Origin of the sequence: Bradyrhizobium sp. HKCCYLS20291, from assembly GCF_051167715.1 — a bacterium.
GTDB lineage: Bacteria > Pseudomonadota > Alphaproteobacteria > Rhizobiales > Xanthobacteraceae > Bradyrhizobium.
The window spans coordinates 21,810-37,813 of record NZ_JBNPTO010000004.1; the positions used below are offsets into that span (position 1 = coordinate 21,810).

Genomic DNA, 16,004 nt, shown 5'->3' on the forward strand with positions numbered 1-16,004 from the left:
ACTAGAGGAGACGGCGCGTTACTGGCTGGTTTCCAGACATGAACAGATGGCCGCGTGGTGAACGCATCCTTGTGCATCCCGCCGCCTCGGCATGAAGTTCGTTTAACGCTGACGACGGTGCTGTATTACTTCGAGAAAGGGACCGCGCTTACTCACCAAAAAGTTGAACCCCGCTCCACGCACCCGTCTGACGGAGCGCAATTATTGCGACTGCGCATAGCCAATTTCACGCCTAGCGCGATCAACATGCACCCGGCGACACGATACGGTCGCGGACAAGAGGCTGTGTAACATCGGCGACCAGACTGCTGTTGCCTCCATAGCAGCATCGATGCCTCGGTGACTGTGACCCGACTAACAGACTGCATTCGAACTCATTAGTAGCTCACATGAACTTTCTCGGAAGAGAACGCACCGATGATGCGAAGATCCTCGCAACATCGACGAGCGCAGCGCGCCAACCGGGCGTCGCACGCTCATGCCGACCGGACCAATGCCGGGATGGCCCGCGACGGTTGTTGTTGACGGACGGGCACGACAGCGCGATTTCTGATGAGCGGCTGAAGCGCGTCAGACCCGCTGGAACAAAAGTTCCGCATCAGAGTTCGCGTACCGTGGCAGGCAGAAGATTTCGTTGCAGGGCAGTTCCGACGACGCGCGGCGGAGGCGGTGAACGACGCAGCGGGAGGAGACGTGGTTTTTCGTGGAGCATTGCGGAGGGCTGCCAGGTCCGGCACCTGGCCGATCTCGGCCTATCTCCTCGTTCTGGCGATCGCCGCCTCCATACCGATTGCGGCCTCCGCAGCGTTCCTCGCCTATCACTTCGTCGCGGAGTCCTCGCAGAATCGCAAGGTCGAATATGAGGACCGGCTGCGGCTGATGCGGAACGCGACCGAGCTTCGGGTCGCCAACATCATCGAGGATCTGCAGGTCCTGGCACTGTCGCCGCTGCTCGCAAGCGGACGCTTCGACGAATTCAGGTCGCACGCGATCGACGCCGTCAAGCTGATCGGCGGCGTGGCGATCGCATTGTACGCGCCCGACGGACAGCAGCTCGTCAACACAAGGCTTGAACCCGGCACGCCGCTGCCGAAGCGCGTCGCCTTCGACGCCGAGCGGCGGGCGATCGACACCGGGCGTCCGCAGGTCTCCGGCCTACAGAAGGCAGTGGTCGACGGCCAGCCCATTGTCACGATCGCGGTGCCAGTGCGGATCGACGGCCAAGTCCGCTACGCCCTCAACGTCGGACTGTCGCCCCGCTATCTGTCGACGCTGCTCGACGACTACGTCTCGCCAGGACTGGTCGGCAGCATCATCGACCAGCAGGGACTGCTGCTGGCCCGGCGCCCATTGCTCGGCGACGACGATCTGATCGGCCAGCCGACCATTCCGGCCGTGCGAGCCCGCATCGGACAAGCCTCAGGCTGGTGGATCAAGGCCGTCTCGCGGTCCGGCGTCGCCACCTACACGTCGCTCCTGCGCTCCGACCAGAGCGGCTGGACCGTCAACCTCGCGGTCCCCCGCGACGTCATCGACGGACCATTGCACCGGACCGTCGAATGGATCGTCGCGCTGACCGTCCTCACCTTTGCGCTCAGCATGGTGCTGGCGCGGCTGCTCACGCACCGCTTCGTCGCCGAATTCGCCGACCTGGAGCGCTACGTTTCGGGGCTGCAGGCCGGCGCCACGGCGCCGAGCATGGGACGGATCGCCGAGGTCAATCGCATGAAGCGGGTGCTCTTCAAGGTCGGCGGCGAGCTGGCGAGCGCCCTGCGCCAGCAGCGCGATCTGCTCGACGAGATCAATCACCGCGTCAAGAACACGCTGGGCACCGTGCAGTCGATCGCGCGGCTGTCGCGCGCGAGCGCCAGCGACGTCGATCACTACGTCGCCGCTTTCGAAGGGCGCATCCTCGCGCTGTCCGAGGCCTACAATCTCCTGACCGAGAACAACTGGGTCGGCGCCGACGTCCGGGCGATCGTCGCGCGCACGCTCGCTCCCTATGCGGGCCCCGACCGCCTGACCATCAGCGGCCCGAGCCTGCTGCTGCCGCCAAAGCCGACGCTGGCGTTGTCGGCGGCGATCCAGGAGCTCAGCACCAATGCCGCCAAATACGGAGCGTTCTCGACGCCGTCCGGAAAGCTGGACATCTCCTGGACCGGGCAGGACAGCGGCATCGTCCGCCTCTCCTGGATCGAGCGCGACGGACCAGCGGTCCGCAAACCGACCCGGCGCGGTTTCGGCACCAGGATGATCATGGGCATGTTCGGCTCCGAGACCGGCTGGTCGGTCGAACTCGATTTCGACCCGGCCGGCCTGCGCTGCACGATGCGGTTCGGGGTGGCGGACGAGGACCGGACCGAGGTGAGGCTGACGGGTTGAGCGCGTGAAACGGTTGACGCTCGCATGCGCTCGTGCGCGGGCAGGAGCGCAGCCGAGATTCATCGTGGCCCGCTCATCGCCGCAGTGGCGAGCAGCGCGGCTTCGATCGTATCCCGGGTCCTGCAGAGGTGCGCCGTCATCAGGGCGGCCGCGCTGTCGGCGTCGCGCGCCAACGCCGCCTCCAGCAACTCGCGGTGCTCGCGCGCGACATCGCGGTGGCCGCCGTCAGCCTTGCGCGCGAGATCGAGATAGCGCTCGTTGTGCGCAAACAGCAGCGCGCGCACCCGCATCATCCAGGCGCTGCCGCAGGCCTGGGCCAGCGCCGCATGAAAATTGTCGTGCGCGACGCTCCAGGGCGGGGAGAAGCTGCCGTCGGCGGCGGCAATCGGCGTCGCGGCCATCCGGTGGTGGGCGGCAACCACGGACGTCTCCCACGCCAGGTCGCCATTGGCGATGGCGCGGCGCAGGCACTTGGTCTCGATCTCGATGCGCATGTCGGTGAGATCGCGCAAATCATCGACCGAGACCGGCGCGACGCGAAAACCGCGCTGGGGCATCGCGATGACCAGCCCTTCCGCCGTCAGCCGCGCCAGCGCTTCCCGGATCGCCCCCGTGCTGACCGAAAAGGCCGACCCGAGCTCGCTGATCTTCAGCCGTTCCTCGGGCTGGTAGAGGCCGGCGAGCAGGCTGGCACGCAGCTGTTCGTAGACGGTGTGGGTGGCGCTTGCGGACATCGACTCACGTCTCGGGGCGGGTTTACGCATCTTAGCAGAAGCATAAAGTACATTTTTTGAGAAAAATATATTTTTGTTGCCGGGCCGTCAGGCGCTCCCTATGCTCCCGATCAACTTGCCGACAGGACATTCGGCCATCAGGGAGGTTCTCATGCGCAGCGTCATCGCCGCCGCCGGGCTGCTCGTCGTCTCGTCGGTCCTCGGATCATCGGCGCGCGCCGCGGATCAGCCCGGCATCACCGCCGGCGAGATCCGGATCGGGCAGACCATGCCGTACAGCGGCCCGGTGTCGGCCTTCGGCATCCTCGGCAAGGGCGAGGTCGCCTATTTCAAGATGGTCAACGACCGCGGCGGCATCAACGGCCGCAAGGTCAGCCTGATTTCGCTCGACGACAGCTACGTGCCGCCGAAGACGGTCGAGCAGACGCGGCGCCTGGTCGAGAGCGACGAGGTCTCCTTCATCTTCTCGACCATGGGCACCGCGCACAACACCGCGATTGCCAAATATCTGCAGGGCAAGCAGGTGCCGCAGCTGTTCGTCGCCTCCGGCGCCTCGAAGTTCGGCGACCCCGCCCAGTTTCCGCTGGCGCTGATGGGCGTCATGGCGCCATTCCGCAACGAGGCGCGGATGTATGCGCGCTACGCGCTGCAGAAGAAGCCGGATGCGACCTTTGCCGTGCTGGCGCAGAATGACGATTTCGGCCGCGACTATCTGGCCGGGCTGAAGGATGTGCTCGGCGAGCGCTTCGACAGCGCTGTCAGCGTCGCGACCTACGAGCCCACCGAACCGACCATCGACTCGCAGCTCGTGAAGCTGAAATCGACCGGAGCCGATGCGCTGGTCATCGCGGCGACGCCGAAATTCGCGGCGCAGGCGATCCGCAAGACCTTTGAGATCAACTGGCGTCCGATGACGTTCCTCACCAATGTCTCGGTGTGGATGTCGTCGGTGATGGAGCCGGCCGGACTCGAGGCCGGCACCGGCATCATCTCGACCGCTTACGTCAAGGATCCGCTCGATCCGGCCTGGGCGGACGATCCCGGCGTCAAGGGCTGGCGCGACTACATGGCGAAATATGCGCCGGACGGCGACATCCGCGATTCCAACTACGTCAACGGCTACAACAACGGCATGGTGCTGGAGCACGTGCTGAAAGCCGCAGGCAACGACCTGTCGCGCGAGAACATCCTCAAGCAGGCGCTGGCGATCAAGGACCTGGAGCTGCCGATGCTGTTGCCGGGCATCAAAGTCAACACGTCGGAGGGCGACCATCTTCCGGTCGAGCAGGTGCAATTCATGCGCTTCACCGGCAAGCAGTGGGAACGCTTCGGCGAGGTGCTCTCGACCAAGTAGGGCCGACGGGTTCTCGAACTTCGTACGCCGCGGCGTGCACGACGGCGGCTGAACCTCGCGAGGCTCGGCGAAGCCGCCTCACCCGAACAGCGGCGTTCCCGGCACGAAGGCGTCGAAGGCGGCCCAGAACTGTGAGCGATAGCGATCCTGCTCCTGCAGGATCTCGTGCTTGGCGCCGGCGATGACGAGATGCGAGCCGGCACGCAGATGATAGGCGAATTCCTCGATCGCGGCCGTCGACACCACGGTGTCGCTGGAGGCGGCCAGCATCAGGATCGGCTGGCGGATCTGCAAGGGATAGCTGGCGCCGCGGAAGGTCATCATCGCCGAGAACGCCGCATCGGCCCAGGCGACGGTGGGCGAGGCGATGCCGAGCGTCGGGTCCTCCTCGAGGATCGCGACGTTGCGGGCATAGCGGACGGGATCCGAGGTCAGCGGATTGTTGACGAACGGCGCCAGCCCGCTGATCTCGTCAGTGCCGCCGGGCACGGTGCGACCGCCCTGCCCCGCAGCCCGCATGGCGCGCAGCAACAGCCGCGCCGGCAGCGAGGTGCGCTTGCCCGGCAGGTCGATCATCGGCGCCGACAGCACCACGCGATCGAACCAGCGCTTCCCGCCATGCGCGAGCCGCAGCAGCACGGTGCCGCCCATCGAATGCGCCAGCGCGAAGTAGGGCGGCGGACAATCCGGCAGCACCACCTGCGTCACGAAGGTCTCGACGTCGAGCTCGTAGTCGGAGAACGAGCGCACGTAGCCCTTGCGGGAATCGCGCAGCCGCCGCGACGAATGGCCCTGGCCGCGCCAGTCGATGATGGCGACCGCAAAGCCGCGGTCGCGCAGGTCGCGCACGGTCTCGAAATACTTCTCGATCATCTCGCTGCGGCCGGTGAACACGCAGACGGTGCCCTTGCGGCCAGAGGGCGGCGCCCAGCGCGCAAAGCGCAGCTCGGCGCCATCGGGAGTCTTGATGGTGCCGGCCGTGGCGTTTTCGGGGACGGGATTGGCGGGAATCGAGACGAGCGTCATGAGGCGCCCATCGAATAGGTGAAAGGCAGCGGGAATCAAGAGGCGGAACGGCAAAAAGAGCCGGTTTTGGCCCCTCTTGAACGTCGAAACGTCTGCCCCATATCGAAATCGTGCAGGCCGCATCAGGCTGCACGACAGCCCGGCCCGATGGCGGGCGGGTTTGCCAATAGTCGCTCAATGGAGGACTTTGACCATGCGTACCTACGACCTCACCCCGTTCTACCGTTCCACCGTCGGTTTCGACCGTCTGTTTTCGCTGCTCGACCAGGCGACCGCCGAGCCCAGCCCCGGCTATCCGCCCTACAATATCGAGCGCACCGGTGAGAACGCCTACCGCATCACCGTCGCCGTCTCCGGCTTTGGCAAGGATGAGCTCTCCCTCGTCGCGAAGGAAAACACGCTGACGATCAAGGGCGAGAAAGCCGCCAACGAAAACGGCAAGAAGAGCGAGGTGCTGTATCGCGGCATCGCCGCCCGCGCCTTCGAGCGCTCCTTCCAGCTCGCCGACCACGTGGTGGTGAAGAACGCCAGCCTCGAGAACGGCCTGCTCCACGTCGACCTCGTCCGCGAGATCCCTGAGGCCAAGAAGCCGCGGTCGATTCCGATCTCGACCAATGCGCAGGGCTCCGAGCAGCCGGTGATCGAAGGCACCGCCGAGAAGGCCGCCGCGTAACCGGCACACCTCCCTCCAGGATTGCAAACGCCCCGGGCAGCCGGGGCGTTTTTTTGTGCGATTGATCGGCCTGCTCTGATGCGATTGCAGCCGCTCCAAGCACGCTGTCATGCCCGCGAAGGCGGGCATCCAGTACGCCGCGGCGGTCGTGATGAACCGAGAGATGCCGGAGAGTACTGGATCGCCCGGTCCAGCCGGGCGACGACAGCTGTGGGGGGCGGCAGCAGCGCGGCAGCAACTGCTCGCAATCGTCAATCCAGCCCCTGGGCCGGCGGCATCTTTGCCGTTGGCAGGATCTGCGGCGCCGGCTTCGCGGCCGGCGGGGTGACGGAGCCGGTCGTCTGCGGCGCGGCCGCGGCCGACTGCACGGGCTTGACGTCTGCCGGCTTCGCTTCCGGCGCCTTGGCCTCAGCCGGCTTGGCCTCCGAGGCTTTTGCCTCCGTCGGCTTCGCCTCATCCGCCTTTGGCGGCTCCGCCTTGGCCTCGACCGGCTTCGTCTCGACGGGCTTCACGTCGACAGGCTTGACCTCTGCGGGCTTGATATCCGCAGCCTTGGGCGCGACCGCCTTGGCCGCCTCGGCCGGCTTCGGATTGAGCGCGGCCGTCTGCGGTGCCGGGGCCACCGGCCGGGCTGCTGGCGTCGGAACCTTTGGCGACTGGGCCGGCATCGCATTGGCCATCCGCGGCGCGAGCGGTGCCGGCGGCACGACGCGCGGATCGGCGCGGATCACCGTTGGCGGCGGCAGCCGGTCGAGACCGCCGCGCGGCTCGAAGCGCATGCGCTCGTAGTCTTCGCCCCATTGGGAGGCGCGCACGAAGCGGAGGATGCGGCCCGAGCGGGCATCGACCACGAGCTTGCCGTCCTCGCCGTCGCGATCGAGCACCGCCACGACATAGACGTTGCCACGCTGGCGCGGCGCCCCCAGCGGCGAGAAGCCGTTGTCGCGGAGGATGGCGTAGACCTCATGCACCGGCAGGTAGGCCGGCGCATAGCCATAGTCCTGCTGGTAGCCGTCCCGATAAGTGTCCCGATAGGTGTCCGGGCGGTAGACCGGCGCCGGCGGCGGCGCATAGCGCTCGCCGCGATAGCCGTAGTCAGGGCCCGGTCCGTAGCCGTAACGCGGCGGCGGCGCCGGGATCACGGCTGGCGGCGGCGCCTCGGAATAAGGCGCATCAAAATCGGAGACCGCCCGATACGGAACGCGCAAACCCGACGGTGGCAGCGGCTCGGCCTGCGCGGCGGCAAATGTCGCGATCAAGGCGGCTGAGACGGCTCCAACTAGCAACTTCATGGCTCAAAGCTCCTGCATGCCCCCGCACGTGAAGCTGTCGCTTCATTCCTTAGTGGGGCGGAAGTTCTGCCGTGATTCCGGCGGCCCTGCGTCGGAGAGTGGGCGGGATCGGGGCGTTGAGTTTCAAAATCGCGCGCAGCACGTGATCGGCCCGTCCGGCCGCATCGTTCGGTCAGCGGAAGAAACGGAAGATTTGCCGGGAGAATGGGGCCATCGCGGCGCCTGAACCGGGGACTCCGATGCGCTTGTGTGATAGGTTAAAGTTTGGCATCTTACGGTTTAGGACAGAAATGCTGTCTAAAATTTCGTTGCAAAGGTGACCGAGACTTTGCAATGATGTTACGGCGCCCAATGACCTCAAGACCTGGGCGCTGCGACATGAACAGGCCGTGATCGTCCAGAGGGGACTTGGTCCCCCGGCGGCTGGCCTGAATTCTGCAAATGCGGCTCGCTGAGAAGGACGAGCGTTGGCTCCGGAGAGGGGCCCGCGCAGCGCCCGGGGTGCGCCGGACTGTGTACCGGACTGTGGTGAAGGCCCTGACCAATAACTGATGGGGACGGATATGAGCGGATCGAAGGTCGAGCACGGGAAGTTGAGCGGCGCGGTGCTGGCTGTGGATTCGCACGAAAAACCGGCCGAGATCACCCGCGAGCTGCATACGTGGCGCCCCGAAGCCGAGGGTCTCTATGACCCGAGCCAGGAGAAGGACTCCTGCGGCGTCGGCTTCATCGCCAACATCAAGGGCCAGAAGTCGCATCAGATCGTCTCCGACGCGCTGAACATCCTCTGCAATCTCGAGCATCGTGGCGCGGTCGGCGCCGACCCGCGCTTCGGCGACGGCGCCGGCATCCTGGTGCAGATCCCCCACGCCTTCTTCTCGCGCAAGGCGAAGGAGCTCGGCTTCACCCTGCCCGCCCCCGGCGAATACGCCATCGGCGCGCTGTTCATGCCGCGCGACGAGGCCTGGCGGAACGTCATTAAGAGCATCATCGCCGACCAGATCGAGGACGAGGGTCTGGTGCTGCTCGGCTGGCGCGACGTGCCGACCGACAACTCCTCGCTGGGCGAGACGGTCAAGCCGACCGAGCCGCGCAGCATGCAGGTGTTCATCGGCCGCAACGGCGCCGCCAAGAGCGAGGACGAGTTCGAGCGCAGGCTCTACATTCTCCGCAAGTCGATCTCGCAGGCGATCTATCAGCGCCGCGACCGCGGCATGTCGGGCTACTACCCGTGCTCGATGTCGTGCCGGACCGTGATCTACAAGGGCATGTTCCTGGCCGACCAGCTCGGCAAGTACTACGCCGACCTGCACGAGCCGGACTTCGAGAGCGCGCTGGCGCTGGTGCATCAGCGCTTCTCGACCAACACCTTCCCGACCTGGTCGCTGGCGCATCCGTACCGGATGATCGCACATAACGGCGAGATCAACACGCTGCGCGGCAACGTCAACTGGATGGCGGCGCGGCAGGCGTCGGTGTCGTCGGAGCTGTTCGGCAAGGACATCAGCCGGCTCTGGCCGATCTCCTATGAAGGCCAGTCCGACACCGCCTGCTTCGACAACGCGCTCGAATTCCTGGTGCAGGGCGGCTACTCGCTGCCGCACGCGGTCATGATGATGATCCCGGAGGCGTGGGCCGGCAATCCGCTGATGACCGAAGAGCGCCGTTCGTTCTACGAATATCACGCCGCTCTCATGGAGCCGTGGGACGGCCCGGCGGCGATCGCCTTCACCGACGGCCGCCAGATCGGCGCCACGCTCGACCGCAACGGCCTGCGGCCGGCGCGCTATCTCGTGACCAAGGACGACCGCATCGTGATGGCGTCCGAAATGGGCGTGCTGAAGATTCCGGAGGACCAGATTGTCACCAAGTGGCGTCTGCAGCCCGGCAAGATGCTGCTGGTCGATCTCGATCAGGGCCGCCTGATTCCGGACGACGAGATCAAGGCGCAGCTTGCCGCCAGCCATCCCTACACCGAGTGGCTGACGCGCACGCAGATCCAGGTCGAGAAGCTGCCGGACGCGCCGACCAAGGGCGCGCGCACCAACCTGCCGTTGCTCGATCGCCAGCAGGCGTTCGGCTACAGCCAGGAAGACATCGCGATCCTGATGACCCCGATGGCCGCCACCGGCGAGGAGGCTACGGGCTCGATGGGCAACGACACGCCGATCTCGGCGCTGTCGAACAAGCCGAAGCTCTTGTTCACCTACTTCAAGCAGAACTTCGCGCAGGTCACCAACCCGCCGATCGACCCGATCCGCGAAGAGCTGGTGATGAGCCTGGTCTCGATCATCGGTCCGCGGCCGAACCTGTTCGACCTTGAAGGCGTCGCCTCGACCAAGCGGCTGGAGGTGCATCAGCCGATCCTGACGGATGCGGACCTCGAGAAGATCCGCTCGATCTCGCAGGTCTCCGACAGCCACTTCGTCTCGCGCACGCTCGACACCACGTTCGATGCGAGCCTGGGCGCGGCCGGCTTCGAGCAGGTGCTCGACGATCTCTGCGGTCGCGCCGAAGCTGCCGTGCGCGAGGGCGTCAACATCATCATCCTGTCTGACCGCATGGTGTCGGGCGATCGGATCCCGATCCCGTCGCTGCTCGCCTGCGCCGCCGTGCATCATCATCTGATCCGCACCGGCCTGCGCACGTCGGTCGGCCTGGTCGTCGAGAGCGGTGAGCCGCGCGAGGTGCATCACTTCGCGTGCCTGGCCGGGTATGGCGCCGAAGCGATCAACCCGTATCTCGCCTTCGAGACCATCATCGCGCTCAAGGACAAGCTGCCGGGCGCGCTGAGCGACTACGAGGTCGTCAAGCGCTACATCAAGTCGATCGGCAAGGGCCTGCTCAAGGTCATGTCGAAGATGGGCATCTCGACCTACCAGTCGTATTGCGGCGCGCAGATCTTCGACGCGGTCGGCCTGCGCGGCGAATTCGTGCAGAAGTTCTTCGCCGGCACCCACACCCGCATCGAAGGCGTCGGCCTCGCCGAGATCGCCGAGGAGACCACGCGCCGCCATCGCGATGCGTTCGGCGATGCGCTGGTCTACAAGTCGGCGCTCGACGTCGGCGGCGAATACGCCTTCCGCACCCGCGGCGAGGACCATGCGTGGACGGCCGAGTCGGTCGCGACCTTGCAGCATGCGGTGCGCGGCAATTCGCGGGAGCGTTACCAGGCGTTCGCCAAGCTGCTCAATGAGCAGTCCGAGCGGCTGCTGACCCTGCGCGGCCTGTTCCGGATCAAGTCGGCCGAGGACGACAAGCGCAAGCCGGTGCCGCTCGACGAGGTCGAGCCGGCCAAGGACATCGTCAAGCGTTTCGCGACCGGTGCGATGAGCTTCGGCTCGATCTCGCGCGAGGCGCACACGACGCTCGCGATTGCGATGAACCGGATCGGCGGCAAGTCGAACACCGGCGAGGGTGGCGAAGAGGCTGATCGCTTCAAGCCGCTTCCGAATGGCGACTCGATGCGCTCGGCGATCAAGCAGGTCGCCTCGGGCCGGTTCGGCGTGACGACGGAATACCTCGTCAACTCCGACATGATGCAGATCAAGATGGCGCAGGGCGCGAAGCCCGGCGAAGGCGGCCAGCTCCCCGGCCACAAGGTCGACGCCACCATCGCCAAGGTGCGCCACTCGACCCCGGGCGTCGGCCTGATCTCGCCGCCGCCGCATCACGACATCTACTCGATCGAGGATCTCGCGCAGCTGATCTACGACCTGAAGAACGTCAATCCCGACGGCCAGGTCTCGGTCAAGCTCGTGTCCGAAGTGGGCGTCGGCACGGTTGCCGCCGGCGTCGCCAAGGCACGCGCCGACCATGTGACGATCGCGGGCTTCGAGGGCGGCACCGGTGCCTCTCCCCTCACCTCGATCAAGCATGCGGGCTCGCCGTGGGAGATCGGCCTTGCCGAGACGCACCAGACCCTGGTGCGCGAGCGGCTGCGCAGCCGCATCGTGGTCCAGGTCGACGGCGGCTTCCGCACCGGACGTGACGTCGTCATCGGCGCTCTCCTTGGCGCCGACGAGTTCGGCTTCGCCACGGCGCCCTTGATCGCGGCCGGCTGCATCATGATGCGCAAGTGCCATCTCAACACCTGCCCGGTCGGCGTCGCCACCCAGGACCCGGTGCTGCGCAAGCGCTTCACCGGCCAGCCCGAGCACGTCATCAACTTCTTCTTCTTCGTCGCCGAGGAAGTCCGCGAGATCATGGCAGCCCTCGGCTACCGCTCGTTCAACGAGATGATCGGCCAGGTGCAGATGCTCGACCAGAGCAAGCTGGTGGCGCATTGGAAGGCCAAGGGCCTCGACTTCTCCAAGCTGTTCGTCAAGCAGAAGGAAGAGCCCGGCCAGAAGATCCATCACGCCGAGAAGCAGGACCATCACCTCGAGGCCGTGCTCGACCGCAGACTGATCGAGCAGGCCAAGCCCGCGCTCGACCGCGGCGCGCCGGTCAAGATCGAGGCCGAGATCAACAACACCGACCGTTCGGCGGGCGCGATGCTCTCCGGCGCGGTGGCCAAGATCTACGGCCATGCTGGCCTGCCGCAGGATACGATCCATGTCAGCCTGAAGGGCACCGCCGGCCAGGCGTTCGGCGCCTGGCTCGCCAACGGCGTGACCTTCGAGCTCGAAGGCGAAGGCAACGACTATGTCGGCAAGGGCCTGTCGGGCGGCCGCATCATCGTCAAGCCGCCGCGCAACTCCGGCATCGTGCCGGAGGAGTCGATCATCGTCGGCAACACCGTGATGTACGGCGCCATCTCCGGCGAGTGCTTCTTCCGCGGCATCGCCGGCGAACGCTTCGCGGTGCGTAACTCCGGCGCCGTCGCGGTCGTCGAGGGCGCGGGCGATCATTGCTGCGAGTACATGACCGGCGGCATCGTGGTGGTGCTCGGCAAGACCGGGCGCAACTTCGCGGCCGGCATGTCCGGCGGCGTCGCCTATGTGCTCGACGAGGCCGGCGACTTCGACAAGCATTGCAACATGGCGATGGTCGAGCTCGAGCCGGTGCTGTCGGAGGAGATGATCGCGGAGGCCTCCTATCACCAGATGGGCGACCTCGAGGCGCATGGCCGCGTCGACGTGTTCAAGAACCTGCTGGCCTCGGACATCGAGCGCCTGCACGTCCTGATCTCGCGTCACGCCAAGGCCACCGGCTCCAAGCGCGCCGCCGATATCCTGGCGAACTGGAAGGACTTTGCGCCGAAGTTCCGCAAGGTCATGCCGGTCGAGTACCGCCGCGCCCTTCGCGAGCTCGCGGCCAAGGCCGACGCCGAGCCGAAGATCGCGATCGGGGCTTGAGGCACAGGCACTAACCAAGGCGTCATTGCGAGCGCAGCGACGCAATCCAGGGCCAGGAAGAAAGTCTGGATTGCTTCGTGCTGACGCTCCTCGCAATGACGGAATGAAGCAGACGGGCCTCACCCTTCGAGACGCGGCGCAAGCGCCGCTCCTCAGGGTGAGGAGAAGCAGGAAACTAGATCCTCATGGTGAGGAGGCGCGAAAGCGCCGTCTCGAACCATGAGGCCCGAGCAGTCAGGGACGTCGTAGGTCATGGGCAAGGTCACAGGTTTTCTCGAAATCGAGCGGCACGATCGCAAGTACGCGCCGGTTGCCGAACGGCTGAAGAACTTCAACGAGTTCGTGGTGCCGCTCTCCGAGAAGGAGCTGCGCGATCAGGCAGCGCGCTGCATGAATTGCGGCATCCCCTATTGCCACGGCACCGGCTCGGCCGCGCCGGGCACCACCGGCTGCCCGGTCAACAACCAGATCCCGGACTGGAATGACCTGATCTACAACGGCAACTGGGAAGAGGCGTCGCGCAACCTGCACTCGACCAACAACTTCCCGGAGTTCACCGGCCGCATCTGCCCCGCTCCGTGCGAGGCGTCGTGCACCTTGAACATCGACGACAATCCGGTGACCATCAAGACGATCGAATGCGCGATCGTCGACAAGGCGTTCGAGCAGGGCTGGATCAAGCCCGAGCCCGCCGCGGTCAAGACCGGCAAGAAGGTGGCCGTCGTCGGCGCCGGCCCGGCCGGGCTCGCTGCCGCCCAGCAACTGGCGCGCGCCGGCCATGACGTCCATGTGTTCGAGAAGAACGCCAAGGCCGGCGGCCTGCTGCGCTATGGCATTCCCGACTTCAAGATGGAGAAGGGTATCATCGACCGCCGCATCGCGCAGATGGAAGGCGAAGGCATCACCTTCCACTACGGCGTGAACGTCGGCGGCAAGGACGGCCTCGATTCCAAGACGCTCTTGAAGGACTACGACGCCGTGGCGCTGACCGGCGGCGCGGAAGCGCCGCGCGACCTGCCGATCCCCGGCCGCGATCTCTCAGGCGTCCACTACGCGATGGATTTCCTGCCGCAGCAGAACCGCCGCGTCGGCAACGAGCCGGTCAACGCCACCGACATCCTCGCCGGCGGCAAGCATGTCGTCGTGATCGGCGGCGGCGACACCGGCAGCGACTGCATCGGCACCTCGCTGCGCCAGGGCGCGCTGTCGGTGACCCAGCTCGAGATCATGCCGGCCCCGCCGGAGCGCGAGAACAAGGAGCTGACCTGGCCGAACTGGCCGCTGAAGATGCGGACCTCGTCGAGCCAGGCCGAAGGCGCGGTGCGCGAATTCGCCGTGCTGACGCAAAAGTTCGAAGGCGAGAACGGCGCGGTCAAGAAGATGCACTGCGTGCGCGTCGACGCCCAGTTCAAGCCGATCCCCGGCACCGAGTTCGTGCTCGATGCGGACCTCGTGCTGCTCGCGATGGGCTTCGTCCATCCCGTGCATGAGGGCCTGCTGAAGAGCCTCGGTGTCGACCTCGACCCGCGCGGCAACGTCAAGGCCAACCTGTCGGACTACCAGACCTCGCTGCCAAAAGTGTTCTCCGCCGGCGACATGCGCCGCGGCCAGTCCCTGGTGGTGTGGGCGATCCGCGAAGGCCGCCTCTGCGCCCAGGCCGTCGACAAGTTCCTGATGGGCAAGACCGAGCTGCCGCGCTGAGGCGTACTTGAGGCTCGCGGCCTCTCAGCGGTGCGCTGATCGCGAATTGATATGAGCGCCGCCGTCGACGGCGAACTCGGTGCAACCTCGCCCCGCTTGCGGGGAGAGGTCGGATTGCATCGAAGATGCAATCCGGGTGAGGGGGTACAGGTCCCTCCACGAACACTTCCCGTGCGGCAGCCCCTCACCCCAACCCTCTCCCCGTAAGAACGGGGCGAGGGAGCGCACCACCCGTGCGGTCAGAGCTCGCGCGAATCTTCAGACTTACGTTTCAGAAAAAAAGGTGGGGGCTTCTTCGGCATGAGTCTACGCGCGGCCTGAAGTGGCAGGTCAGGCCGTGGTTTCATGTTCGATTGGATGAGCGTCGAAGCGTCAGAGTCGACGTTTCACCGTGAAGCCCCCACCCGTCCTGGCCGGGAGGCCAGCTCGGCGAGCCGCTGAATGCGCGGCTCTGATCTCAGGAGGGGTCAGACTGTCGTCCGCGAGAATTGCTCGTGTTCAAACCACCCTCAAAAAAATGCTCGCCTCAAGTGTATCACGATGTCAGTCATGCTGAATGTTCTCATTTTTTCAGCATCCAGACACCGAGAGTCCCTCAGGTTCCCTCAACCTAAAGATGCGACTCTTAAGATAATCACAATGGAACCGTCGGCATTCGCAGAAACAATGCGGTGAGCTGCAAAAAATTGAGCGTCTTGTCCGAGTCTCAATGCACCGACCGGGATCAGATCGTCGTCCGTGCCCAGATGTCTTCGATCGCCACGGGCGGCGTTACGCGGAAGATCTCGTCCATAACGCGGCCGAGTTCGGCTGCGCTCTCGATGATGCGCTCCACGATCAGCTCGCCATCGCGCGCCTGCCGCTGATAGCGGCGGCCGACCAGCTTGTGGCGCTCGCCAGGCTGCACGCGCTCCATCATCAGCGTGTGCGTGGCCGGCACCGTCGGGTTCGTGGAAGTGTACCAGCTGCCCAGCACGTAGTCGGCCTGGATCTGCGGCGTGAGATCGAACGCATACATCATGCGCCAGCCGGCCGGCTGCTTGGCACTCACCGTATAGAGGCTGTTCCACATGCCGATTCGAAACGTGCCCATCGGCGTCTGCTGCTCGGGCCCGATCTCCAGACGAACTGGCGCATCCATCATGCAGATGCCGAAGCCGACATCGACCAGATGCGGATGGCCGTCGATCTCGACCAGCAGCATCATGTGCTGGCGCGGCCCGAGCGGATCCTCCGGCGCCGAGCGCCAGCGCACCCGCCCCGTCAGGCCGGTGACGTGGAAGCCGATGGCCTCCAGCACGGCCTTGAACAGCACGTTCTGCTCGAAGCAGTAGCCGCCGCGGCGGCTATGCACCAGCTTCTGCTGCACCGACGGCAGGTCGACGTGAACCGGCCGGCCCAGCAGCGGATCGAGCGCCTCGAAGGTGATGGCGTCGACATGCGCGGCCTGCAGCGCCGTCAGTGTCGCCATGTCCGGCACCAGCGGACCGCGATGGCCGATGCGTGCGAGGTATGACTCCCGGTCGAACGCGTCCTGCATGG

General features: G+C 65.8%; 9 protein-coding genes. 5 read left to right on the forward strand and 4 right to left on the reverse strand.

What is annotated here, in order from left to right; all coding sequences use genetic code 11:
• The first annotated feature begins 693 nt into the window (after nucleotides 1-693).
• Nucleotides 694-2,382 (forward strand): sensor histidine kinase, encoded by a 1,689-nt coding sequence (locus ACQR07_RS10945; protein WP_434902317.1) that lies wholly within the window; start codon nucleotides 694-696, stop codon nucleotides 2,380-2,382.
• A gap of 59 nt (nucleotides 2,383-2,441) precedes the next feature.
• Here ACQR07_RS10945 and ACQR07_RS10950 read toward each other — a convergent pair whose 3' ends face one another.
• Entirely contained in the window at nucleotides 2,442-3,116 is a 675-nt protein-coding gene (locus ACQR07_RS10950) for a GntR family transcriptional regulator (protein WP_434902318.1), read from the reverse strand.
• Between the two features lie 151 nt (nucleotides 3,117-3,267).
• Between ACQR07_RS10950 and ACQR07_RS10955 the strand changes: the two genes are divergently transcribed.
• Nucleotides 3,268-4,470, forward strand: coding sequence for an ABC transporter substrate-binding protein (locus ACQR07_RS10955; RefSeq protein ID WP_434902319.1), 1,203 nt, complete (start codon nucleotides 3,268-3,270; stop codon nucleotides 4,468-4,470).
• Nucleotides 4,471-4,548: 78 nt separating this feature from the next.
• Here the strand turns inward: ACQR07_RS10955 and ACQR07_RS10960 are convergent, their stop codons facing one another.
• The gene (locus ACQR07_RS10960) at nucleotides 4,549-5,496 is read right to left on the reverse strand and encodes an alpha/beta fold hydrolase (RefSeq protein WP_434902320.1); all 948 of its coding nucleotides are present in this window, start codon (nucleotides 5,494-5,496) and stop codon (nucleotides 4,549-4,551) included.
• Between the two features lie 193 nt (nucleotides 5,497-5,689).
• Between ACQR07_RS10960 and ACQR07_RS10965 the strand changes: the two genes are divergently transcribed.
• Complete coding sequence (locus ACQR07_RS10965) at nucleotides 5,690-6,169, forward strand: Hsp20 family protein (RefSeq protein WP_434902321.1); 480 nt, start codon at nucleotides 5,690-5,692, stop codon at nucleotides 6,167-6,169.
• 251 nt (nucleotides 6,170-6,420) lie between these two features.
• Here ACQR07_RS10965 and ACQR07_RS10970 read toward each other — a convergent pair whose 3' ends face one another.
• The gene (locus ACQR07_RS10970) at nucleotides 6,421-7,461 is read right to left on the reverse strand and encodes a hypothetical protein (RefSeq protein WP_434902322.1); all 1,041 of its coding nucleotides are present in this window, start codon (nucleotides 7,459-7,461) and stop codon (nucleotides 6,421-6,423) included.
• Nucleotides 7,462-8,024: 563 nt separating this feature from the next.
• Between ACQR07_RS10970 and gltB the strand changes: the two genes are divergently transcribed.
• The gene (gene gltB / locus ACQR07_RS10975; RefSeq protein WP_434902323.1) at nucleotides 8,025-12,761 is read left to right on the forward strand and encodes a glutamate synthase large subunit; all 4,737 of its coding nucleotides are present in this window, start codon (nucleotides 8,025-8,027) and stop codon (nucleotides 12,759-12,761) included.
• A gap of 252 nt (nucleotides 12,762-13,013) precedes the next feature.
• Nucleotides 13,014-14,462: a glutamate synthase subunit beta gene (locus tag ACQR07_RS10980; protein WP_434902324.1), complete on the forward strand. Its 1,449-nt coding sequence runs from the start codon at nucleotides 13,014-13,016 to the stop codon at nucleotides 14,460-14,462.
• A 724-nt stretch (nucleotides 14,463-15,186) separates the two neighbouring features.
• Here ACQR07_RS10980 and ACQR07_RS10985 read toward each other — a convergent pair.
• Entirely contained in the window at nucleotides 15,187-16,002 is an 816-nt protein-coding gene (locus tag ACQR07_RS10985; protein ID WP_434902325.1) for an arylamine N-acetyltransferase family protein, read from the reverse strand.
• Between the last annotated feature and the right edge of the window lie 2 nt (nucleotides 16,003-16,004).

Coding starts and splice junctions, on each gene's coding strand:
- ACQR07_RS10980 (WP_434902324.1), top strand. CDS start 13,014: ATGGGCAAGGTCACAGGTTTTCTCGAAATCGAGCGGCACGATCGCAAG.
- ACQR07_RS10955 (WP_434902319.1), top strand. CDS start 3,268: ATGCGCAGCGTCATCGCCGCCGCCGGGCTGCTCGTCGTCTCGTCGGTC.
- ACQR07_RS10960 (WP_434902320.1), bottom strand. CDS start 5,496: ATGACGCTCGTCTCGATTCCCGCCAATCCCGTCCCCGAAAACGCCACG.
- ACQR07_RS10965 (WP_434902321.1), top strand. CDS start 5,690: ATGCGTACCTACGACCTCACCCCGTTCTACCGTTCCACCGTCGGTTTC.
- ACQR07_RS10950 (WP_434902318.1), bottom strand. CDS start 3,116: ATGTCCGCAAGCGCCACCCACACCGTCTACGAACAGCTGCGTGCCAGC.
- ACQR07_RS10970 (WP_434902322.1), bottom strand. CDS start 7,461: ATGAAGTTGCTAGTTGGAGCCGTCTCAGCCGCCTTGATCGCGACATTT.
- gltB (WP_434902323.1), top strand. CDS start 8,025: ATGAGCGGATCGAAGGTCGAGCACGGGAAGTTGAGCGGCGCGGTGCTG.
- ACQR07_RS10985 (WP_434902325.1), bottom strand. CDS start 16,002: ATGCAGGACGCGTTCGACCGGGAGTCATACCTCGCACGCATCGGCCAT.